Below are 21,880 nucleotides of genomic sequence, written 5' to 3' on the forward strand. Positions count from 1 at the left end.
TTTGGCTCATGACATGGCTAGGCGAGTTACCTGAGTATTGTGTGATAGCTGATGCAGGAATGGCATTTTTCGCCAGCTCCACCGTTCCCGCCAAACCAACGATTAATAGAAATCGGTATATTGCTACATGAACCTAGATAAAGCGGCTGATGGAGCCTTTCAGTTTGAAAAGCATGCAAATTTTTAGTTCAATTAATGTTCAAAATGTGCGTTTGTAGAAGTATGAGAGGGAAAGAGCAAAAATCAATTGATAACTGATGGTTTTTAGTGCTAAGCATTTTATTCTGCACTGTGCATTATAGAGGCATTAACCTCATGCTAACGAGTGCAGAATCTACCGCGTAATAGTGCGAAATTGGCCGCCGCGCTACACATCGAACAATTAAATACTTTCGGTGATATTCATCAGAGCCAAATTCTAACAACCAATGAATGTGATTCTCTGGTAGCTCTATGTCCGAGAAATGAATTATTTCGTACCCATGCTTATATGGCACAATACAATTTTAGCAAAGCCATCTCCATGAGATCGCAGTATTGACCATTTCTAAGTGATTCCATACGCCGTATGCCTTCCTTTTCAAATCCAAATTTTTTATATAATGCGATGGCCTTTTCATTATCAGCAAAAACTCCCAACTCAATTCTGATACAACCTAACCAGTTAAATGCGTAATCAATGGCAAACGCCATCATCTTTGAACCAACCCCTTTGCCTGAGTAAGCCGCATCAACCCCAATAACAATGCCCACCGCATGCCTGCGCCTTGGGTTCGCATAGGTAAATAACCCTAATGATCCTACAACCTTACCATCTACTTCTGCGACAAAATCAATATCTCCTCGCATCTTATTTAACTTTAAACGTTCCCTCCACATATCATGTGAAGGGCATGGACGTTGCAAAGTATTGGGGTAAACATTCGGATGACTATAAATTCGTTGATAATGTTCAGCATCTTCAGGCTCAGTCGCCCTGATTATAATTTCCATATATACCTCTTGTAATAACTAATAAAACATTTTGAATTCACTGATATTATATTAATACGATTATTTAATTTATTCAGAGTTCAATATTCTTATCTTATTATAAATGAATTTTTTTATATTAATAAATTAAAACTCCATATACTAAATAGATAAAAACCGATCAAAACAAAAGCTTTCTCTATCGGGTTTATTATTTACAATAAAATATCACACAAATCTACTGTTAATTAAAGCCATTCCCATAACATCACAATATTGACCATTTCTTAATGACTGCATACGCCGAATACCTTCTACTTCGAACCCAAATTTTTTGTACAAGGCTATTGCTTTTTCATTATCAACAAATACTTCCAATTCAATTCTGATACAACCTAACCAGTTGAACGCATAATCAATCACGAACTCCATCAATTTTGAACCAATACCTTTCCCTGCATAAGCCGCATCAACCCCAATACCGATGCCTACCGCATGCCTGCGCCTTGGATTGGCATGGGTAAATACCCCGATTGTCCCCACAACCTTGCCATTTACTTCAGCAACAAACGGTATCTCATCTTGATTTTTAATTGATTTTAAACGTTCTTTCCACATTTCACGCGAGGGGCATGGGCGTTGCAAAGTATTAGAATAAACGTCTGGGTGGCTATAAATTCGTTGATAATGCTCAGCATCTTCAGGCTCAGTTGCCCTGATTATAATTTCCATGTATACCTATTTTTCGACTTGACTCCCTTTATAAGTACCTGATAAAAAAATAAATGTAAATAGTCTTTTAAAAATTATTTAAAATAATAATTTTACCTGTTCATAATGTTATTTAATATCGGTTTATTTTCTTTGGAGAGCATATGGTTCAGGAAAATTTAGCTATTTTTAAGCTTATCAAACAACTTGAAGTCAGTCTTCATGGCGAGAAAAGAAATAATGCCGATTGGCTTAGCACTGTATTACACGATGATTTTCTGGAAATCAGTAAATCAGGTCATGTTTACACTAAAAAAATCGTGTTCAACGAATTAACAACAGAAATAAAAACTACTTCCCCAATTTTTTCACATCACTTCTTTATAAACTATCTGGATGAAAATATTGCTTTACTCACTTATCAATCTTATGAAATGAATCAAGCTGGCAATCCATTCAATCAAGCACTTCGTTCATCAATTTGGCAATTATCTTCGGGTAACACATGGCAACTTAGATTCCATCAAGGCACGCCCATGGCCCTATAACGAAAAAAATGGCCCAATTTTTGGGCCACTGATATTTAATTTATGGGATTTTTATTACTCAATAAGTAAGGTGGCGAGCCTTACGTTTTTTCACAATCTGAAACCCAATCACTAAAATAATGAACCAAACGGGTGTTGCGATCAAAGCTTGACGAGTATCCGGTTGCAAAGAAAGCAATACCAAAACAAAAGCAAAGAAAGCTAAACATACCCAGGACATCACAATACCAAACGGCATTTTGTACACCGAAGCCTGATGCAAAGCCGGACGACGTTTTCTATAAGCCAGATAGGAACACAAAATCATGCTCCAAATAAACATAAACAGAATAGCGGAAACAGTTGTTACCAAAGTAAAAACCCGCATCACATCAGGAATAAAGTAGATCAAAATGACGCCAAAAGAGAGGCACAAACAAGTAAAAATTAACCCCGATGCCGGAACCGAACGGCGGGAAAGCTGACTAAACTGCTTTGGTGCATTCCCTTCTTTAGCCAGGCCAAACAACATCCGGCTGGTGGAGAAAACGCCACTATTTGCCGAAGATGCGGCAGAAGTCAGTACCACAAAGTTTACAATACTGGCGGCAGCAGGTAATCCAATCAGAACAAATAATTCTACAAAAGGACTTTTATCGGCCATGATTGCTCGCCATGGCGTGACCGACATAATCACAATCAGCGCCAAAACATAAAACGTAATGATACGAATTGGAATGGCATTAATCGCTTTTGGCAAAGATTTCATCGGATTTTTAGTTTCCGCGGCAGCGGTTCCCACCAATTCAATACCGACAAAAGCAAATATTGCTATCTGGAATCCGGCAAAAAAGCCACTCAGCCCCATTGGGAACATACCGCCATCACTCCAGACATTAGAAAGTGCAGCGACATGCCCTGCCGGAGATTGGAAATGTATGCCAATTAAGATGCCTCCCGTGACAATTAGGGCGACAATCGCGATAATTTTGATCATGGCAAACCAAAATTCGAGTTCCCCAAACAATCTTACTGTCGCGAGATTTAGAGTCAGTAATACCAAAACGCACAGGAGCGAAGTTCCCCATTCGGGAAAACTCGGTGTCCAATATCCGACATAAGCAGTAATAGCAACAATATCCGCGATGCCAGTAATGACCCAACAGAACCAGTAAGTCCAGCCTACAAAAAAACCGGCCCACGGCCCCAATAAATCCGCGGCAAAATCACTGAACGACTTATAGTGCAAATTGGAAAGCAATAACTCTCCCATTGCGCGCATAACGAAAAACAGCATAAACCCGATGATCATATAAACAAAAATGATCGACGGCCCCGCAAGGGAAATGGTCTTGCCTGATCCCATAAACAAGCCAGTACCGATGGCACCACCAATTGCGATTAACTGTATATGTCGGTTAGTGAGACTTCGCTGTAAATGCGAACCTTCAGTTTCAGAAGTGTGAATGGGTTGTATTTTTTCTTCCATAGTTGTATCCAATTTATTCTCACAGCATGGCCTTAATACCCTCAAGCTGTGTTTAAGGGAACATTGTGACATAGACAACCGCGGTATTAACAGAAGGATTTCACATGAAAAACAAGAAGGTTACAATTTAATCTATCAGCAGATAGCACATTGTGCATATTTTATTCTCCTAATAAAAAAATGGATATAGTCCATTGACGTCTCGTTAACGTTGGAGAATAATTTATCGTATTGGGTCGTTAGCTCAGTTGGTAGAGTAGCTGACTCTTAATCAGCCAGTCCGGGGTTCGAACCCCCGACGACCCACCAGAATTATCGGTCATGTATTAAAGAGTTCGTAATTGACCTAACTGCACCCCAAAAGTTAAACGCTAACTCATCAAGGTGCAGTTCATTACTCAGAGATTTTTTATTACAGCGGATTTATTTAGTTCTATAATGCGCTTCTGCTTCAGAAAAACGCTGTTGTATTGCCTGATTTGGAGCTTTACCGAGCAGACTTACCACCACAATCGCGATCGAGGCGAAAATAAAGCCTGGGATGATCTCATACAACGAGAACCAACGGAATTCCATCCAAACCAAAACAGTAATTGCACCCACAAGCATACCTGCCAGAGCACCATTACGAGTCATACGTTTCCACAATACAGAAATCAAAACCACCGGGCCAAACGCCGCACCAAATCCAGCCCAGGCATTACTGACTAAAGCCAATACTTTATTGTTTGGGTTAGTTGCGATCACGATGGCAATGATTGCCACCAGCAAAACCATCATACGACCAATCCATACCAATTCTTTTTGGCTGGCTTTAGTACGTATAAATGCTTTATAGAGATCTTCTGTCAGCGCACTAGAACAAACCAGCAACTGGCAGCTCAATGAACTCATAACCGCAGCCAGTACCGCAGACAGCAATACTCCGGTGATCCATGGATTAAACAAGAGCACACCTAACTCCATAAAGATACGCTCACGGTTTTGCAATACCGGCCCTGCCTGCTCTGGATATATTTCAAAATATGAGATACCAAAGAAGCCAACAGCCACTGTTCCTGCAAGACACAGCAACATCCACGTCATACTGATGCGGCGGGCTTTATGAATAGTCTGGTGGGAATCTGCTGCCATGAAACGAGCCAGAATGTGTGGCTGACCGAAATAGCCTAATCCCCATCCCAACAAAGAAGCAATAGCAATAATATTCAGATTCTTAAACATATCTAAATAGGCCGGATTTTTTGCTTCAATAATATTGATGGCGGAGCCAACTCCTCCCACTTTGAACAGAACCAACACAGGAACCAAAATCAAAGCAAAAATCATCAACGTTGCTTGAACCGTATCCGTCCAGCTTACCGCAAGAAAACCACCGAGGAAGGTATAGGCAATTGTCGCCAATGCACCCAACCAAATCGCTTTTTCGTAGCTGATACCAAACGTGTTTTCAAACAATAGCCCACCAGCCACAACACCCGATGCACAGTAAATAGTAAAGAAAATCAAGATAACCAGTGCAGAGATAATACGCAGGATTCTGCTTTTATCTTCAAAGCGATGAGTGAAATAATCTGGTAACGTCAATGCGTTATTACTCACTTCAGTATGTACACGTAATCTACCTGCAATCCATCGCCAATTCAGGTATGCGCCCAGCAGCAGGCCTAACGCGATCCAACTTTCTGAAATGCCAGAGAAAAAAATAGCCCCCGGCAATCCCATTAATAACCAGCCACTCATATCAGAAGCGCCAGCAGATAATGCCGTTACCACACTGCCCAATCGCCGACCACCTAATATGTAATCATCAAAATTTTTGGTGGAACGATAAGCCATAAAGCCTATCAGCAACATCCCCGCGATGTAGATAGTGAAGGTAATGAGCATTGGTGAATTTACTGTCATGCAGGTTCTTCTCCATAGTGTTTTTATAAATCATACATCTGCAAATGTGTTATTTGCGTAAATAATGTTGTCTGTACTTAAGGTACGTTTTTTCAAGTACTTTTTTTCTTCCCTATTAAACTGCAAAAAGCTGTACTCCAAGATAACATTAGTTTCATTAAGTAATATTTACTATCGAAATTATTCTAAAATTACATTCTATCCTAGTTTAGTTAAAACGTTATTAACAACTAATTAACGATGTTTTTTATAAAAAACGCTTGCTAAATCACATTTATCATTCCAAAGGTTGCACCCTTCATTTAATAATGGGTTATACCTCGCCTTTATAAGGCTGAATTAAAATTCATATATATCAATTAGATAAAAAATAAAAAGCCATAATACTCACCACAGGGATAATAAAAACTAGATTAATTTCACAAAATTAGAACGGCCGCTTTTAACAAAGTTGCACAAAGTTGCAACATGGCAGATATTGTTATGCAACTTGGTTAAGTCTTACCTATTAAGGAGTGAGAATGGGTAGTACCACTATGGGCGTGAAGCTCGATGAAGCAACGCGTAATCGTATTAGATCTGCTGCACAACGAATTGAACGCACACCACACTGGCTGATTAAGCAAGCCATTTTTAATTATCTTGAACGTCTGGAAAACGAGGAAAAGATCCCAGAAATATCAGCGGGTCAGGATAGCAAAGAAGAAAAGATTTCCGAAGAAGAATCACCGATTGAGGCGCCTTATCAGCCATTTTTGGATTTTGCCGAACATATTTTACCCCAATCGGTGAAACGTTCCGCAATTACTTCTGCCTATCGCCTGCCAGAGACACAGGCCGTTCCTATGCTGTTGCAACGTGCGCAGCTTTCAGAAGAACAAACCAAGGCGACTCATAAGCTTGCTTATTCCATTGCAGAAAAACTGCGCCAGCAAAAACAAGGAATCGGGCGTTCCGGGTTAGTTCAGGGGTTGTTACAGGAATTTTCACTTTCTTCTCAGGAAGGTGTGGCGTTGATGTGTCTTGCCGAGGCCCTGTTACGCATTCCCGATAAGGCCACCCGCGACGCTTTAATCCGCGATAAAATCAGTAATGGCAATTGGCACTCTCATCTGGGTCAAAGCCCTTCCATGTTTGTTAACGCTGCAACGTGGGGGTTGCTGTTCACTGGTAAGCTGGTCTCTACCCACAATGAAGCTAAGCTATCCAAATCCCTGAACCGCATTATCAGTAAAAGCGGTGAGCCATTGGTACGCAAAGGTGTAGATATGGCAATGCGCCTGATGGGTGAGCAATTTGTTACTGGGGAAACTATCGCTCAAGCCCTTGCCAATGCCCGCAAGCTGGAAGAGAAAGGCTTCCGTTATTCCTATGACATGCTGGGTGAAGCCGCGCTGACCGAAGAAGATGCCCAAGCTTACATGGTTTCCTACCAACAGGCGATCCACGCCATTGGTAAAGCATCCAACGGTCGCGGTATCTATGAAGGGCCGGGTATTTCCATCAAACTCTCTGCCCTGCACCCCCGTTATAGCCGTGCGCAGTATGAGCGTGTTATGGATGAACTCTATCCACGCCTGCTCGCTCTCACTTTACAAGCACGTCAATATGATATTGGTATCAATATCGATGCAGAAGAAGCCGATCGTCTGGAAATCTCCCTCGATTTGCTGGAAAAATTGTGTTTTGAACCAAAATTGGAAGGCTGGAACGGTATTGGTTTTGTCATTCAGGCGTACCAGAAACGCTGCCCGTTCGTGATTGACAGTATTATTGACCTGGCACAGCGCAGCCGTCACAGGCTGATGATCCGTCTGGTGAAAGGTGCTTATTGGGATAGTGAAATCAAACGTGCTCAAATCGATGGCTTAGAAGACTATCCGGTGTATACCCGCAAGGTTTATACTGATGTTTCTTACCTCGCCTGTGCCCGTAAGTTACTTTCTGTTCCGAATTTAATCTATCCACAGTTTGCTACCCATAACGCCCATACTTTATCTGCAATTTATCATTTGGCCGGGCAGAACTATTATCCGGGGCAATATGAGTTCCAATGTCTGCATGGCATGGGTGAGCCTCTTTATGAGCAGGTAGTCGGAAAAGTCGCCGATGGCAAGCTCAATCGCCCGTGTCGCATCTATGCGCCAGTAGGAACGCATGAAACGCTGCTGGCTTATCTGGTACGCCGCCTGCTGGAAAATGGTGCCAATACCTCATTCGTCAATCGCATTGCAGATACTTCCCTGCCGATTGATGAACTGGTTGCTGATCCGGTGAAAATCGTACAAGAGTTAGCGCAAGCAGAAGGGCAAATCGGTCTGCCGCATCCGAAAATTCCTCTGCCGCATGATTTATACGGTAAAAATCGCGTCAATTCATCAGGGTTGGATCTCTCCAATGAACATCGTTTGGCTTCCCTTTCCAGTTCCTTGCTGAGTTCATCAATGGAAACGTGGAGCAGCGAACCTTTGTTGGGTGGTGATTACCAGCACACCGGAGAATTGCCTGCGGCTGAGCCTGTGAATAATCCAGCCAGACCTTCAGATATCGTCGGTTATGTTCGTGAAGCCACTGAGCAGGAAGTCAGCCATGCGTTGAATACGTCCACTAATGCCGGAGCAATTTGGTTTGCCACACCGCCATCAGAACGTGCAGCGATTTTGGTACGTGCGGCCGAGTTGATGGAAAATAACCTGCAATCTTTGCTCGGTATTTTAGTCCGCGAAGCAGGTAAAACTTTCAATAATGCGATTGCCGAAGTACGAGAAGCCGTAGATTTTCTCTATTATTACGCTGATCAAGTGCGCCAGGATTTCGCCAATGATACCCATCGCCCACTGGGACCTGTGGTTTGTATCAGTCCGTGGAACTTCCCTCTGGCTATTTTCACCGGCCAAATCGCGGCGGCATTAGCAGCCGGTAATAGTGTCTTGGCAAAACCCGCAGAACAAACACCATTGATTGCCGCTGTTGCCGTAAAAATGCTTCATCAGGCAGGTATTCCTCGAGGTGTACTGCAATTACTGCCGGGTCAAGGGGAAACAGTGGGCGCCTCTCTGGTCGGGGATAAACGTGTACGCGGCGTGATGTTTACCGGTTCTATCGAAGTTGCCAGCTTATTGCAGCGCAATATTGCCGGTCGTCTTGATGCCCAAGGCCATCCAACACCGTTGGTCGCAGAAACGGGTGGTTTAAATGCCATGATCGTTGATTCTTCTGCCTTGACCGAACAAGTTGTCACCGACGTGGTTGCTTCCGCCTTTGACAGTGCCGGTCAACGTTGTTCTGCCCTGCGTATCCTGTGTGTTCAGGAAGATGTCGCAGAAAGAACGATTGCCATGCTGAAAGGCGCGATGGCTGAGTGCCGGATGGGTAATCCTGAGCGCTTATCAACAGATATCGGCCCGGTGATTGATGCAGAAGCCAAAGCGGGTATCGAGCGCCATATCCAAGCCATGCGCACTAAAGGCCGGGCTATTTATCAGGCCGCGCATGAAAATGCAATGGATAGTCAGGAATGGTCACAAGGCACTTTCGTCAAACCAACGCTGATCGAGCTGGAAAGTTTTAGTGAGCTGAAAAAAGAAATTTTTGGCCCGGTTCTGCATGTCGTGCGTTTCAAACGTGATGAATTGGATAAGCTGCTGGATCAAATCAATGCTTCCGGTTATGGCTTAACACTGGGAATTCATACTCGTATTGATGAAACCATCGCACAAGTCACCAGTAAAGCTAAAGTCGGTAACTTATATGTTAACCGCAATATGGTTGGTGCGGTCGTCGGTGTGCAACCATTTGGTGGCGAAGGTTTGTCAGGCACAGGGCCAAAAGCAGGCGGGCCGCTGTATCTGTATCGTTTGTTGTCACAACGTCCTGTCAATGCAGCCAGCCAAACACTGGAGCGTCAGGATGCAGAATATGAACTTGATGCCAAAATGCGTGTCATTCTGCATACTCCACTCTACAAATTGGCTGATTGGGCAACCACGCAAAATAATGATGTATTAGGCCAAGTGATTCAGGAATACAGTTTACTGGCGCAAGGTGGAACAGTACGCGTACTGCCGGGGCCAACCGGAGAACGTAATACTTATACTTTGCTGCCACGTGGACATGTGTTGTGCCTTGCAGATAACGAGCAAGATGCGCTGGTGCAATTAGCCGCGGTACTTTCTGTCGGTTGCCAAGCCATCTGGGAGAAAGACGAATTGCATCAAGGATTGCAGCGTCAGTTGCCGGATGAAGTTCGTCAACATATTCATTGGGTTAACGACTGGCAAAATGAGAAAACAGCAATGGAAGCAGTGATTCATCACGGCGATTGCGATCAATTGCGTCAGGTTTGCGGTGTGATTGCACAGCGTAAAGGGTCCATTATCTCCGTACAAGGGTTTGCCCGTGGTGAAACCAATCTGTTGCTGGAACGCCTACTGCATGAACGTTCATTAAGTGTAAATACCGCAGCGGCAGGCGGTAATGCCAGCTTAATGACGATTGGTTAATAACATGTAATTAAAGTATGTTAATTAACATAAATGGTTTAAAATGAATTAATTAAAAAGAGTTAATTAAGATTAATTTATTATAAATACATAACCATTTTAATATATGGCAGTAAGAATATGTAACAACAGAAATAATATGGAAACAGAGAGGGGAATGCGTGACAATCGCATTCCCCTCTAAAATCGTTTAAACCGGCTAACGTTATTTATCGGTGTAATTAATTAATGACCGTTCTGTTGCCAGCTCAGATACTGCTCATATTTACGCAGCGCGATATTGTAATTGCTGAAAGCAGACTGAGACAATTTTTCGCTGAGTTGTTCCTGAATTTTTTCTGGCGTAAATTCATTAGCCGAATAATTACTTGAAGTCAGTAATTCATCCAAACGTCTTAAACGAACCACATACTCACGCACAGTACTATGACTCATCTCTGTTTGTTCAAATAAATACTGTTTAAATGACATAATGTCGAAATAATCAGTCTGGCTATTGCAATAAATTTCACTACAAAAGCGGCACAGCGCCACAAATTTACCCTGTAACTCATTCCAGGTTTTGTCATCCACCAATTCAGTCATCTCAGAAATAGCTTCTTTATTGATGACCTGACCGTTAAAAACAAGTGAAATACGATCAAGTGTTTTATGGCAGTGCAAACAATGAGTCTGACTATGTTTATAGTCTTTGATATAACGGCTAAGAGGCCGTTTCTTTTGTGTTGTAACAGACATAAGAGATAAAGCCCTGTGTATAGTCTTAACAAAAAACAAATAAGCAAAAAGTTACTTCTCTGGATTCAAACGCGCCTTCAGCCTTTTTATGGCCTGACTGTGAAGCTGACTTACGCGGGACTCCCCTACGTTAAGCACTGCGCCGATCTCTTTAAGATTGAGCTCTTCCTGATAGTACAGCGTAAGAACCATCTTTTCCCGTTCGGGCAATGATTCGATGACATCAATTACCCGCTGACGAAGATCACTTTCCAGTAATTGTTGGAGAGGATTTGTCTCATGCCCTTCCTCAATCACTGGCTCACAACTTTCACCGTGAATTTCGTGCCATTCATCATAAGAGAATAGTTGACTGTTATTTGTGTCTAACAGTATTTGCCGATATTCTATCAGATTAATCTTTAATTCTTTAGCAACTTCCTGCTCACTGGCTGGACGGCCTAACTCTTGCTCAAGTTTACGGATGGTCTGCGTGACTTCACGTGCGTTACGCCGCACACTACGCGGAGCCCAATCACGGCTCCTCAACTCATCCAACATTGCACCTCTGATGCGCTGTACCGCATAGGTGGTAAACGCGGTTCCCTGTAGGGAATCAAACCGCTCCACCGCATTCAGTAAGCCTATGCCACCGGCCTGAAGCAAGTCATCGAGTTCTACGCTGGCAGGCAACCTGACCTGTAGCCTCAAGGCTTCATGGCGAACTAGTGGTACATAGCGCTTCCAGAGGCTATTTTTGTCCATCACGCCTTCGGCGGTATACAAATCGCTCACAACAACAGACACCTTTGGATAAGAGACTGGATACCATTATCCAATCCCCTAATCGGTACAATCGTTTGAACAATGAAGTAAAAGCACTTCTTTTTCACCTATGCGAAATTTTTGATGTCCGCCTAAATGCTTTGCAAGTTTCAGGCTGTCCTTGACAATCTTGATAAAAACAGTAACCAAAAAATAAGGATCGGCGAACCGATCCTTATTTTATAAGCGTTGTTTATGCAGGTTGCCCTGCATAACGGCTCAACCGGAAAATAAAAATTAACGCAGCAGAGACATAACGGCCTGTGGGATCTGGTTGGCCTGAGCCAGAACCGCGTTACCTGCCTGTTGCAGGATCTGGCCACGGCCCATATTGGTAACTTCAGTTGCGTAGTCAGCGTCTTGAATACGGCTTCTTGCCGCGCTCAGGTTGGTAACGGTGTTGCTCAAGTTGTTAACCGTGGATTCCAGACGGTTTTGAACCGCGCCCAGAGAACTGCGCAGGCTGTCTACAGTTGATAAAGCATTATCCAAATCTTTCAGAGGTTCTTTGATCTCAATTTTACCATCTTTAGCAACTTTACCATCTTTATCAACTTTAGCTTTGAACATCACTGCGTTTCCGTCTTTATCTTCACCACGGATTACATATCCATCAGATGTTCCATCTGCTTTTTTCGCTGCCTCGTAAAGTTTTGCATTTTTGATATCTGAATCAGGAGCTTTACCAGTATTTAAATCTGTTAAAGACTTTTCGTTTACAGGAACTTGAGTACCTGTCTTGGTTGTATCAAAAGGACCTTCAGTTACTTCTGCACCAAATTTAGTACCAACTAACTCGAAGTTTTTTAATTTCAGAGTATCACGGTCGATTTTTTTCAAATCGATGTTGATAACTTCGCCATCGTTAGCGCCAACCTGAATTTTCATTGTTTGATCTTTGCTCAGTACTTTCACGCCATTGAACTGAGTTTGTTCAGAAATACGATTAATTTCGTCAAAACGCTGAGTTATTTCTTCATTGATAGACTTAATATCGTTCTTAGAGTTGCTATCGTTCTGCGCCTGAACAGTCAGTTCACGGATACGTTGCAGATTGCTATTGATTTCGTTCAGAGCACCTTCGGTAGTCTGAGCAATGGAGATACCGTCATTGGCGTTACGGGAAGCCTGACTCAGACCACTAATGTTAGCGGTGAAACGGTTGGCGATCGCCTGACCAGCGGCGTCATCCTTTGCGCTGTTAATGCGTAAACCAGAGGACAGACGCTCAATCGCCGTGCCCAGAACACCTTGAGATCGAGCCATGTTGTTCTGAGCCAGCAGAGAGGAATAGTTAGTATTGATGCCAAGTGCCATAGTAGAGTTCCTTTTAAAATCAAGTAGATATAATTAGTTTGGGCCTATTTGCCCACGGTGTTCATCACCGCCAACAGTTTTATCGGCGCCACAAAAAGAACCTTTAATATTTCTTGCAAAAACTTTTTTATTTTTTCGCATTTTTCCCCGATAAGCCAAACAGCGCCTGTTCTTATCAATTATTCCATCCATAAAAAAAATCATTTTGTCAGTAAACTTTTCGCAAATGAATCCGATAACAAGTCCTGTGATGCTTTACTAATAAAAGGAGTCAATATGGCTAGCATTTCCTCATTAGGGGCTGGATCCGGGATGAATACAAATTCTGTATGGGATAAACTTCAGACAACATACGATAATCGTTTGAAACCATTACAGAAGCAGAAATCCAGTTATAACGCAAAACTGACTGGTTTTGGTTCACTTAAAGGCAGTTTAGAAAAACTCAAGAGTGCATCTGAAGAACTAAAAAAATTCGATAAACTTAACACTACAAAAACCAGTGAAGATCATAAAACATTTACTCCAAGTACGGATTCCAAAGCCAGTCCGGGTAATTATGTAATTGAGGTTCAGCAGCTTGCAAAGGCACAGTCCCTGGAATCCCCAGTAGTCGCCGATGTAAAATCCCCGCAAGGTGAAACATTGGGTGAAGGAAATATCCGTACCATTATCATCACACAACCGGGTGAACCGGGTAAATCAGATGAAAACAAGCCAATGCGCATTTCCCTGAAAGATGATGAAACGTCTCTGGTTGAAATCCGTGATGCCATCAATAAACAGGAAGGCAACGTCAATGCCAGCATTATCAAAGCGGAAGATAATAGAAACTATCTGGTTCTGACGGCGAAAAAAGCGGGTACCCAGTCTGTCATGACCATTAAAGTTGAAGGTGATGATAAGCTCAGTGATTTGCTGAACTATACCTCTGACGACAAAGGTGGTGGTGCGGGTTCAATGACACAGTCCGTGCAGGCGAACAACGCGGAATTAACCGTCAATGGCCTCAAGATTGTGCGCCAAACCAATGAGATAAAAGATGCACCTGAAGGCGTTATTCTGAATCTGAAAAAGGTTTCAGAAAAAGAAGAAAGTGCAACTGGAGAATCCCGCACAGAAACACTGGTCGTTTCTCGTGATATCGAACCCATGAAAGAAGCAATTAAAAAGTGGGTGGATGCTTATAATGAATCACAGAGCACGTTCAATTCACTGACTAAATTCACATCAGTCAAGAAAGGCGAAGAGGTTTCAAAAGACAATGGTGCCCTACTCGGTGATGGAACCTTAAAAAGTATTCAAAATCAGCTAAGACAGCAATTATTCGCAGCCCAGAATGTGGCTGATATCGCAACGCTGAATAAGCTGGGGATTAAACAGAAACTGGATGGCACACTGGAAATCAGTAATGAAAAACTGGAAAAGAACCTGAAAGAAAAACCGGCTAACGTTAAGGCCTTCTTTATGGGTGATGGTGAAAAAACCGGTTTTGCGACCCAGACTTATAATTTATTGAAGAAAACGCTGGATAGTCATGAAGGGACACTCGCCACAGTAACGGAAGGTATCAACAAAAGTCTAAAAACCATTGAAAAACAAATGGATCAGGCAAAAAAAGACACTGAGGCCAAGATGGCGTTCTATAAGCGCCAATTTACCCAACTGGATAAACTTAATAACTCTCTGACCAGTACACAGACATCCCTATTTCAGCTTTTAAGATAATTAAAGGACATTATGTATCAACGTTCGGCAAGCCAGTTATACGCTCAAGTAGACCTTGAGAGTGAAATTATGAATGCCTCTCCCTACCAGTTGATTCAGATATTGTTCAATGGGGCGCTTAGCGCCCTACGTCGTGCAATCATTCTGATGCAGCAAGGTAATATTCCGGAAAAAGGTTTAGCTATTTCAAAGGCGATCAATATCATTGATAATGGTCTTAAAGAAGGATTAGATTTCGAAAAAGGCGGCGAGATTGCTCTGAATCTGTTTGATTTATATGATTATATGAGTCGCCGTTTACTCCATGCCAATTTACGCAATGATGAGAAGGCTATTAGCGAAGTGATTGATTTACTTACCAAGATTTCAGATTCTTGGCAGCAAATAGGTCCTCATTACAACGCCAGTCAGGATATTGTTTAATGAAAAATGATATGGATCTTTTGTCAGCTTACCAGCGGATCCTTAGTTTAAGTGAGCAAATGATTGATTTAGCCAGAAATGAAAAGTGGGATGAACTTGTTGATATGGAAATCACTTATCTGAAGGCCGTCGAAGTGGTAACTTTAATATCAGAAAATTCAGACGCCCCATTTTCATTACAGCAGCAATTGACCCAAATTTTGCAAACTGTCTTGGATAATGAAAAAGAAACGAGGAGATTGTTGCAAAAAAGGTTAAATAAACTCAGCGACCTGATTAAACAGGAAAGCTGTAAGCAACTCTTACATGATACATACGGGCAATTCCCTGTCAGCAACTATGAAATGGAGTTGACTACGACAGAATCAAAATAAACATAACAATGGTTCCAGTGATGATATTTAAGAATAACACTGATTAATGGTGTCATTCATTTGCTTCATTTTAGGTGGTGTCAATTCGTCACCATCGCTTTTTTGATTAATCTAATTCGGCACTTTATTTTATTTATAAATTGCAAACAATCAAGATAACTTACATCTTATTTTTAACAAAAAATTAACCAAAGAAATGATAATGGCGAATTTCCCAGGCAATTAACAGGAGGTATCATCACTATGTATTACTCTTAATAAAATAATGAACTATGCTAACAAACATATAGATAAAGTTCTTATTATTGCGATTTTATCAATACCTAAAATGGGATTTTCTTCAGTAGATGAAAGTCTGAATTATTGTGCTACAACGGAATCATGGGTGGCACAAAAAGTCATACAACATGCTGTTGAAGCAAATAAACAACTTGATCCCCAAAATGCGGTATCGACATTTATCGCCAGACACCCACTGGAAAAAGGCAAGTTACCGATAACACTTTCAGATTGGGGGCAATCTCTATAATCAGACAATTGAAATATCCATTCCTTTTATTGATAAACAAAAATCTCCTGTGACTTTTATCACCACCTCAATTATTTCAACGGAAGAGTGTTCATTAACCGAACCTTCTTATATTGATATCACGCCTGAAATTCGGACTATCCCCACTTCTCTGGCTGGGTTATGTATTCAATATGTGTATTCTGGTTTTATAAAGTCAATTTTAATGCCGAACAAAGCCAGTAGAATAAGACGATTAAACTAATCGAATGTTATCGTGTGTCTTGCCAGATCGACAGATTGAATACTTGACCAAAAAATATCAACCATAACATGCGGATTTAATTTAATTCACGATCAATGGGCGCAGCCAAATATAAAAATGGTTGCCCCCGGTTTCTCAAGCGAGAAATTTAACTATAAATATTCTTAAGACAATGAATAAGAATTTATTATCACAAATTTATGGAATAATAAACTTATTACACTTGCATATTCATGATCTCATGATACGCACTAACCAACTTATTTCTTACCTGAATCCCCATTTGCAGCGAAATGCCTGCCTTCTGCATATTGACCATCACATCATTAAGTTCCACACCCGGAACGCCCAGTGTGAAATCTTGTGCCTGCTTGGATGCACTCAGGCGGGTTTGGTTTATTTTTCCTACAGCGGCAGTCAGTTGGCTGGCAAAACTGCCTTGTACTGGCATGGGTTGGGCAATATTTGCTGCTTGTAATGCCTGAGCCTTCATCTGTTGCAGTACACCTTCAATTGCCTGAATTGACATAAAAACCTCGCGTTAAATCACCCTATTGATTATGTGATTAAGTGCCATATTAGCCGTGGGCCGATGACAGTTTTCCACGCTGCCACCGTAACATAGCCCTTCCAAACTAAAGCGGGTAATTGAAGTAAAAATTCAAAGCTTATTGTGCCATTAAAAGAGGTGTGAACAGCGAATAATGATGGGATTAATAATAGGAAGAATCTTTTCGCTTGCGTATGGGGAGTCTGTTTTGTTACGCCACGCTTTTAGTATTCATGTTGACCAGCAAGGCAAGGATCGTCTATGAGTGCAGCAACAACCGACGTTGAAAACCAAAATAAAGGTTTTAACGCTATTATCAGCAGGATAAAAGCTGATCCAAAAGTTCCGTTATTAGTTGCTGGCTCCGCTGCCATCGCTATCGTCGTCGCCCTGTTCCTCTGGTTGCAAAGCCCCGATTATCGCGTGCTTTACAGCAACCTGAGTGATAAGGATGGCGGGGAAATCGTTACGCAATTAACCCAAATGAACGTCCCTTACCGTTTTGCCGAAAATGGTTCTGCGCTCATGATACCTGCTGATAAGGTGCATGAGACTCGCCTGAAACTGGCACAACAAGGGCTACCAAAAGGGGGCGCGGCAGGTTTCGAACTCTTGGATAAAGAGAAATTCGGTATCAGTCAGTTCAGTGAGCAGGTCAATTACCAACGCGCATTGGAAGGTGAGCTGGCTCGTACTGTTGAATCACTCGGCCCAGTCCAGAGCGCTCGTGTCCATTTGGCCTTGCCAAAACCTTCATTGTTCGTTCGTGAACAAAAATCGCCGTCAGCCTCCGTAACAGTCGGATTGCTGCAAGGCCGTGTTCTGGATGAAGGGCAAATCAATGCCATTGTGCATATGGTTTCAAGCAGTGTTGCCGGTTTGCCGGCAGGCAATGTGACGATTGTGGATCAATCCGGTCGCCTGCTGACACAAGCCGATGCCACTGGCCGTGATTTGAACACGACTCAGTTGAAATATACGCAGGAAGTAGAGAGTCGTTTCCAGCACCGCATTGAGACTATTCTGGCCCCTGTCGTGGGCCGCGGTAATGTGCATGCTCAGGTAACAGCACAAATTGATTTCTCTCACCGTGAAGAAACGGCGGAAGAGTATAAACCTAATCAGCCACCAAATCAGGCGGCCATCCGCTCCAAACAAACCAGTGTCAGCGAGCAGAGTGGTGGGCCATTGGTAGGCGGGGTGCCGGGAGCATTGTCGAATCAGCCAAATGCTGCACCGAATGCCCCGATTGAAAAACCGAATGCCAAAGGCAATGGTGACGAAAAATCTGACCAGAGCCGTAACAATAGTGCCAATAGCAATAACAGAAATAATAGCTATGAGCGCGTGATAAGTAACAACCGCAATAACCGTCATGACGAAACCACCAACTATGAAGTGGATCGCACCATTCGCCATGTTCAATTACAAGCAGGCGCAGTGGAACGTCTTTCGGTTGCCGTTGTGGTCAACTATGCCACCGTTCAGGGAGAAAATGGCCCTGAAACAAAAGCGCTGACACCAGAACAGTTATCGCAGATAGAAGCACTAACCCGTGAAGCCATGGGATTCTCTGCTGAACGTGGCGATAGCCTGAACGTGCTCAACACACCGTTCAATGATACATCCGAAGTGATAGAAGCTCTGCCATTCTGGCAGCACCCTGTCCTGCTGGAAAAGCTGTTGGAAGCAGGTCGTTGGTTATTGTTGGTTCTGGTTGCCTGGTTATTGTGGCGTAAGATGATTGTGCCACAACTCGCCAAAAAACGTGCCGCAGAAAAAGCCGCACTGGAAACGAAGAAAACACCGCAGAAACAGCAACCAGAAACCAATGCTGAAATGGATGAAAAAATGCGCCGTAAGCTGGCTCGCCAACGCGTTAATACAGAGCTTCAAAGTCAGCGTATCCGTGAACTTGCAGAAAAAGATCCTCGCGTCGTCGCGCTGGTGATCCGTCAATGGATGAGTAACGAACAATGAGCCTGACCGGAACAGAAAGAAGTGCCGTCATGTTAATGACCCTGGGAGAAGATCAGGCGGCCGAGGTGTTCAAGCACCTGAATTCCCGGGAGGTACAACAACTGAGTATTGCTATGGCGGGGATGAAGCAAGTCTCCAACCAGCAACTGGTTGATGTGCTGGCGGAGTTTGAAGAAGATGCGGGGCAGTTCACTGCCCTCAGCATTAACGCCAACGATTATCTGCGCAGCGTACTGATCAAAGCATTGGGTGAAGAGCGTGCTTCCAGTCTGCTTGAGGATATCCTTGAGTCCCGTGATACCACGACAGGCATTGAAACCCTCAACTTCATGGAACCGCAAATGGCGGCCGATATGATCCGCGACGAGCATCCACAGATCATTGCCACTATTTTGGTTCACCTGAATCGTGGTCAGGCAGCCGATATTCTCGCTCTGTTTGATGATCGTCTGCGCAATGATGTCATGCTTCGTATCGCTACCTTTGGCGGCGTACAGCCATCCGCACTGGCAGAATTAACAGAAGTATTGAATAACCTGCTGGATGGTCAGAACCTGAAACGCAGCAAAATGGGTGGTATTCGTACTGCGGCAGAAATCATCAATCTGATGAAAAGCCAGCAGGAAGAAGGCGTCATTGATGCAGTCCGCACTTACGATAACGAACTGGCACAGAAAATCATTGATGAAATGTTCCTGTTCGAAAACCTTATCGGCGTGGACGATCGCAGTATCCAGCGCCTGTTGCAGGAAATTCCGGCCGATTCCCTGCTTGTGGCATTGAAAGGTTGCGATCAGGCATTGCGCGATCACTTCCTCAACAATATGTCGCAGCGTGCTGCTGAAATCATGCGTGATGATTTGGCAAACCGTGGCCCGGTTCGTATGTCCCAAGTGGAAGCAGAACAGAAATCCATCCTGCTTGTGGTGCGTCGTCTGGCAGAAAGCGGTGAAATGATCCTGAATGGTGGTGACGATACCTATGTCTGATAAGCCAAATAATGGAAGCTGGCAGCCGTGGCAACCAAACGAATTGAATCTGTGGGATACACTGCGGGCGAAACTGGAACCGGTGGACGAGACAGAGGAGCCAAGCGAACAGGAACGGCTGCTGGAACAAATAAAAATGCTGGATGAGCTGAAAGAACAGGCCCGTCAGGCAGGTCATATGCAGGGCATTGCAGAAGGCCAGACTCAGGGTTATGAACAAGGACTCCAGGAAGGCCGAAAGGCCGGACTGGAACAAGGCTTGCAGGAATCCATACAACAACAGCAAGTGGTTATCGAACAATGGCAAGCATTGCTGACAGATTTTAGCCATTCGCTGGATGGTCTGGATACGGTTATTGCTTCGCGTTTAATGCAACTTTCACTAACGGCTGCTCACCATATTTTAGGGCAGCCCGCTGTTTGTGATGGCACTGCCCTACTGAATCAGATCCGTGAGTTTATCCAACAGGAGCCTATGTTCAGTGGAAAACCACAGTTGCGTGTCCACCCACAAAATATTTCTCTGGTTGAACAACAACTAGGGGAAGTTTTGGCACTACATGGCTGGCGTCTCGTTGCAGATAACAAACTGCATCCGGGCGGCTGTAAAGTCAGTGCCGATGAAGGCGATATGGACGCCAGTTTAGCAACCCGCTGGCACGAAATGTGCCGTCTGGCAGCACCGGGAGAATTGTGATGACGGCAAGACTTGGGCGCTGGCTGACAACATTGGATTCATTGGAAAAGCGTCTGGAAAAAACCCCGAAAGTACGCCGTTACGGACGCCTGACCCGCGCGACAGGTTTAGTGCTGGAAGCCACTGGCTTGCACATGCCCCTCGGTGCGACTTGTCTGATCGAACGTCAGAATGGCAACACCATTGAAGAGGTTGAAAGTGAAGTTGTTGGCTTCAATGGTGAAAAGTTGTTGTTGATGCCATTGGAAGAACTGGAAGGCATTGTGCCGGGTGCCCGCGTCTATGCCCGTTCTTATGGTGAAGATGCGGGAGGCGGACGCCGCCTGCCTCTGGGGCCTGAATTACTTGGCAGGGTTCTGGATGGTGCCGGACGCTCCCTTGATGGCTTACCCGCACCTGATACAGGCTATCGTGCTCCCCTGACAACCACTCCAATCAACCCCCTGCAACGAACTCCCATCAGCAATGTACTGGATGTTGGCGTCCGTGCCATTAATGCCCTGCTGACCGTCGGGCGTGGGCAGCGTATGGGCCTATTCGCCGGCTCAGGTGTTGGTAAGAGTGTGCTGCTCGGCATGATGGCACGTTATACCCAGGCTGATGTGATCGTAGTGGGTCTGATTGGTGAACGTGGTCGGGAAGTTAAAGACTTTATTGAAAATATCTTGGGTGTGGAAGGGTTGTCACGCTCTGTTGTTGTCGCCGCTCCTGCTGATGTTTCGCCATTGTTGCGCATGCAGGGAGCCTCTTATGCGACCCGTATCGCTGAAGATTTCCGCGATCGCGGTAAACATGTCCTGCTGATTATGGATTCTCTGACCCGCTACAGCATGGCACAACGCGAAATTGCACTGGCTATCGGCGAACCTCCGGCCACCAAAGGCTATCCTCCTTCTGTATTTGCCAAATTACCCGCACTGGTGGAAAGGGCCGGCAATGGCGTCAGCGACGGCGGCTCAATTACTGCATTTTATACCGTACTGACAGAAGGTGACGATCAACAAGACCCGATTGCCGATGCGGCTCGCGCTATCTTAGATGGTCATATTGTGCTATCGCGTTCACTGGCAGAGTCTGGTCACTACCCTGCCATTGATATTGAGGCTTCCATCAGCCGTGCCATGACTGCCCTGATCGACAATACCCATTATCGACGTGTGCAACATTTCAAACAGTTGCTTTCCGGCTACCAGCGCAACCGTGATTTGATCAACGTTGGTGCCTATGCGGCGGGCAGTGATCCCTTACTGGACAGAGCGATTGAACTTTATCCGCATATGGCTCAGTTCCTGCAACAGGGCATTGAAGAACGCAGTGAGTACGATGCAGCCTGTACCCAGCTTCAACAGCTATTGCCAATCTAACATTTTACCTATGGAAATGTTACCTATGGGAATG

General features: G+C 43.9%; 19 protein-coding genes and 1 tRNA gene. 11 read left to right on the plus strand and 9 right to left on the minus strand.

Annotated elements, in window-relative coordinates:
• Window positions 1-486 precede the first annotated feature (486 nt).
• On the minus strand, window positions 487-993 hold the full coding sequence (locus tag Xmir_RS11670; RefSeq protein WP_099114422.1) for a GNAT family N-acetyltransferase: 507 nt from the start codon (window positions 991-993) through the stop codon (window positions 487-489).
• 207 nt (window positions 994-1,200) lie between these two features.
• Entirely contained in the window at window positions 1,201-1,704 is a 504-nt protein-coding gene (locus tag Xmir_RS11675; RefSeq protein ID WP_099114423.1) for a GNAT family N-acetyltransferase, read from the minus strand.
• A 143-nt stretch (window positions 1,705-1,847) separates the two neighbouring features.
• On the opposite strand from Xmir_RS11675, the gene Xmir_RS11680 reads away from it, so the two are divergent.
• The gene (locus Xmir_RS11680; RefSeq protein WP_099114424.1) at window positions 1,848-2,231 is read left to right on the plus strand and encodes a nuclear transport factor 2 family protein; all 384 of its coding nucleotides are present in this window, start codon (window positions 1,848-1,850) and stop codon (window positions 2,229-2,231) included.
• A gap of 58 nt (window positions 2,232-2,289) precedes the next feature.
• Here Xmir_RS11680 and cycA read toward each other — a convergent pair whose 3' ends face one another.
• Window positions 2,290-3,699, minus strand: a complete 1,410-nt coding sequence (gene cycA, locus Xmir_RS11685) for a D-serine/D-alanine/glycine transporter (protein ID WP_099114425.1) — start codon at window positions 3,697-3,699, stop codon at window positions 2,290-2,292.
• Window positions 3,700-3,932: 233 nt separating this feature from the next.
• Between cycA and Xmir_RS11690 the strand changes: the two genes are divergently transcribed.
• Window positions 3,933-4,008: transfer RNA gene (locus Xmir_RS11690), tRNA-Lys, on the plus strand.
• 114 nt (window positions 4,009-4,122) lie between these two features.
• Here Xmir_RS11690 and putP read toward each other — a convergent pair.
• Window positions 4,123-5,607, minus strand: coding sequence for a sodium/proline symporter PutP (gene putP, locus Xmir_RS11695; RefSeq protein ID WP_099114426.1), 1,485 nt, complete (start codon window positions 5,605-5,607; stop codon window positions 4,123-4,125).
• A gap of 521 nt (window positions 5,608-6,128) precedes the next feature.
• On the opposite strand from putP, the gene putA reads away from it, so the two are divergent.
• The gene (gene putA / locus Xmir_RS11700) at window positions 6,129-10,109 is read left to right on the plus strand and encodes a trifunctional transcriptional regulator/proline dehydrogenase/L-glutamate gamma-semialdehyde dehydrogenase (RefSeq protein WP_099114427.1); all 3,981 of its coding nucleotides are present in this window, start codon (window positions 6,129-6,131) and stop codon (window positions 10,107-10,109) included.
• A 225-nt stretch (window positions 10,110-10,334) separates the two neighbouring features.
• Here the strand turns inward: putA and fliZ are convergent, their stop codons facing one another.
• From fliZ to Xmir_RS25215, 4 genes are all read right to left on the minus strand, one after another.
• Window positions 10,335-10,847 carry a flagella biosynthesis regulatory protein FliZ gene (gene fliZ, locus Xmir_RS11705; protein ID WP_099114428.1) on the minus strand — a complete coding sequence of 171 codons (513 nt, stop codon included), beginning with the start codon at window positions 10,845-10,847 and terminating at the stop codon, window positions 10,335-10,337.
• A gap of 51 nt (window positions 10,848-10,898) precedes the next feature.
• Window positions 10,899-11,621, minus strand: a complete 723-nt coding sequence (locus Xmir_RS11710) for an RNA polymerase sigma factor FliA (RefSeq protein ID WP_099114429.1) — start codon at window positions 11,619-11,621, stop codon at window positions 10,899-10,901.
• 267 nt (window positions 11,622-11,888) lie between these two features.
• Window positions 11,889-12,968: a FliC/FljB family flagellin gene (locus Xmir_RS11715; protein ID WP_099114430.1), complete on the minus strand. Its 1,080-nt coding sequence runs from the start codon at window positions 12,966-12,968 to the stop codon at window positions 11,889-11,891.
• Between the two features lie 33 nt (window positions 12,969-13,001).
• Window positions 13,002-13,160: a hypothetical protein gene (locus Xmir_RS25215; protein WP_167385973.1), complete on the minus strand. Its 159-nt coding sequence runs from the start codon at window positions 13,158-13,160 to the stop codon at window positions 13,002-13,004.
• Between the two features lie 84 nt (window positions 13,161-13,244).
• Between Xmir_RS25215 and fliD the strand changes: the two genes are divergently transcribed.
• The 4 genes from fliD (at window position 13,245) to Xmir_RS11735 (ending at window position 16,022) form a co-directional block, all read left to right on the plus strand.
• Window positions 13,245-14,696 (plus strand): flagellar filament capping protein FliD, encoded by a 1,452-nt coding sequence (fliD, locus tag Xmir_RS11720; RefSeq protein WP_099114431.1) that lies wholly within the window; start codon window positions 13,245-13,247, stop codon window positions 14,694-14,696.
• Window positions 14,697-14,708: 12 nt separating this feature from the next.
• A complete protein-coding gene (fliS, locus tag Xmir_RS11725; protein ID WP_099114432.1) occupies window positions 14,709-15,119 on the plus strand; it encodes a flagellar export chaperone FliS in 411 nt (136 codons plus the stop codon).
• Window positions 15,119-15,493 (plus strand): flagella biosynthesis regulatory protein FliT, encoded by a 375-nt coding sequence (fliT, locus tag Xmir_RS11730; RefSeq protein WP_099114433.1) that lies wholly within the window; start codon window positions 15,119-15,121, stop codon window positions 15,491-15,493. Before fliS ends, fliT begins: the two co-directional genes overlap by 1 nt.
• 385 nt (window positions 15,494-15,878) lie before the next feature.
• Complete coding sequence (locus tag Xmir_RS11735) at window positions 15,879-16,022, plus strand: hypothetical protein (protein WP_244170917.1); 144 nt, start codon at window positions 15,879-15,881, stop codon at window positions 16,020-16,022.
• 461 nt (window positions 16,023-16,483) lie between these two features.
• On the opposite strand, the gene fliE is transcribed toward Xmir_RS11735, so the two are convergent.
• The gene (gene fliE, locus Xmir_RS11740; protein WP_099114434.1) at window positions 16,484-16,795 is read right to left on the minus strand and encodes a flagellar hook-basal body complex protein FliE; all 312 of its coding nucleotides are present in this window, start codon (window positions 16,793-16,795) and stop codon (window positions 16,484-16,486) included.
• A 282-nt stretch (window positions 16,796-17,077) separates the two neighbouring features.
• Here fliE and fliF point away from each other — a divergent pair, with 282 nt between their 5' ends.
• From fliF to fliI, 4 genes are read left to right on the plus strand one after another with little or no spacing between them, the layout of a single operon-like run.
• On the plus strand, window positions 17,078-18,796 hold the full coding sequence (gene fliF, locus Xmir_RS11745) for a flagellar basal-body MS-ring/collar protein FliF (protein ID WP_099114435.1): 1,719 nt from the start codon (window positions 17,078-17,080) through the stop codon (window positions 18,794-18,796).
• Window positions 18,793-19,785 (plus strand): flagellar motor switch protein FliG, encoded by a 993-nt coding sequence (fliG, locus tag Xmir_RS11750; protein ID WP_099114436.1) that lies wholly within the window; start codon window positions 18,793-18,795, stop codon window positions 19,783-19,785. The genes fliF and fliG overlap by 4 nt, the downstream gene beginning before the upstream one ends.
• Entirely contained in the window at window positions 19,778-20,482 is a 705-nt protein-coding gene (gene fliH, locus Xmir_RS11755; protein WP_099114437.1) for a flagellar assembly protein FliH, read from the plus strand. Before fliG ends, fliH begins: the two co-directional genes overlap by 8 nt.
• Window positions 20,482-21,846 carry a flagellar protein export ATPase FliI gene (fliI, locus tag Xmir_RS11760; RefSeq protein ID WP_099114438.1) on the plus strand — a complete coding sequence of 455 codons (1,365 nt, stop codon included), beginning with the start codon at window positions 20,482-20,484 and terminating at the stop codon, window positions 21,844-21,846. Before fliH ends, fliI begins: the two co-directional genes overlap by 1 nt.
• The last annotated feature ends 34 nt before the right edge of the window (window positions 21,847-21,880 follow it).

Source organism: Xenorhabdus miraniensis, assembly GCF_002632615.1.

Bases quoted from the DNA above. Each gene is read 5' to 3' on its own strand.
- putP (WP_099114426.1), bottom strand. From the start codon at position 5,607: ATGACAGTAAATTCACCAATGCTCATTACCTTCACTATCTACATCGCG.
- Xmir_RS11680 (WP_099114424.1), top strand. From the start codon at position 1,848: ATGGTTCAGGAAAATTTAGCTATTTTTAAGCTTATCAAACAACTTGAA.
- fliD (WP_099114431.1), top strand. From the start codon at position 13,245: ATGGCTAGCATTTCCTCATTAGGGGCTGGATCCGGGATGAATACAAAT.
- fliH (WP_099114437.1), top strand. From the start codon at position 19,778: ATGTCTGATAAGCCAAATAATGGAAGCTGGCAGCCGTGGCAACCAAAC.
- Xmir_RS11670 (WP_099114422.1), bottom strand. From the start codon at position 993: ATGGAAATTATAATCAGGGCGACTGAGCCTGAAGATGCTGAACATTAT.
- fliF (WP_099114435.1), top strand. From the start codon at position 17,078: ATGAGTGCAGCAACAACCGACGTTGAAAACCAAAATAAAGGTTTTAAC.
- fliS (WP_099114432.1), top strand. From the start codon at position 14,709: ATGTATCAACGTTCGGCAAGCCAGTTATACGCTCAAGTAGACCTTGAG.
- fliE (WP_099114434.1), bottom strand. From the start codon at position 16,795: ATGTCAATTCAGGCAATTGAAGGTGTACTGCAACAGATGAAGGCTCAG.
- fliZ (WP_099114428.1), bottom strand. From the start codon at position 10,847: ATGTCTGTTACAACACAAAAGAAACGGCCTCTTAGCCGTTATATCAAA.
- fliI (WP_099114438.1), top strand. From the start codon at position 20,482: ATGACGGCAAGACTTGGGCGCTGGCTGACAACATTGGATTCATTGGAA.
- fliG (WP_099114436.1), top strand. From the start codon at position 18,793: ATGAGCCTGACCGGAACAGAAAGAAGTGCCGTCATGTTAATGACCCTG.
- Xmir_RS25215 (WP_167385973.1), bottom strand. From the start codon at position 13,160: ATGGATGGAATAATTGATAAGAACAGGCGCTGTTTGGCTTATCGGGGA.
- Xmir_RS11675 (WP_099114423.1), bottom strand. From the start codon at position 1,704: ATGGAAATTATAATCAGGGCAACTGAGCCTGAAGATGCTGAGCATTAT.
- putA (WP_099114427.1), top strand. From the start codon at position 6,129: ATGGGTAGTACCACTATGGGCGTGAAGCTCGATGAAGCAACGCGTAAT.
- Xmir_RS11715 (WP_099114430.1), bottom strand. From the start codon at position 12,968: ATGGCACTTGGCATCAATACTAACTATTCCTCTCTGCTGGCTCAGAAC.
- cycA (WP_099114425.1), bottom strand. From the start codon at position 3,699: ATGGAAGAAAAAATACAACCCATTCACACTTCTGAAACTGAAGGTTCG.
- fliT (WP_099114433.1), top strand. From the start codon at position 15,119: ATGAAAAATGATATGGATCTTTTGTCAGCTTACCAGCGGATCCTTAGT.